Below are 389 nucleotides of genomic sequence, written 5' to 3'. Positions count from 1 at the left end.
ACACCGTGAGACAATGGCTCTACGTATACCGGTCGTTCGGAAGCGAGGTGCTGCTATCCATGGACGGCAAGCAGACCAGGTACACATACGAGCAGAAGGTCGCCGCCGCCTCGGCCGTGGTCGACGGCGGCATGGGCAAGCAGGACGCCATGAAGGCGTTCGGGGTCATGTCCCTGGCGCCGCTCAAGAGATGGTGCGCGCTCTACCGCGAGGGCGGCGCCGAGGCGCTCAGGCCCAAGCCCAGGGGCAGGCCGAAGGGGTCCGGCCCCAAGTCGCGCGGGCGCACCCGCGAGCAGGAGCTCGAGGAGCGCTGCCGAAGGCTCGAGACCGAGGTGGCCTACCTAAAAAAATTGCGTGCCCTGGTCGAGAGGGACGGGCTCTGACCAGGG

Annotated in this window: 1 protein-coding gene; it reads left to right on the top strand. The window is 67.4% G+C overall.

The genetic code is table 11. The features are described 5' to 3' along the window. The coding region (locus ACTQW0_RS08535) for a transposase (protein ID WP_441567790.1) at window positions 1–383 on the top strand (383 nt) is incomplete at its 5' end. Window positions 384–389: the final 6 nt, after the last annotated feature.

Source organism: Collinsella sp. LCP19S3_B7 (genome assembly GCF_052121795.1).
Lineage (GTDB): Bacteria > Actinomycetota > Coriobacteriia > Coriobacteriales > Coriobacteriaceae > Collinsella.
This window is presented reverse-complemented; position numbering and strand designations above follow the sequence as displayed.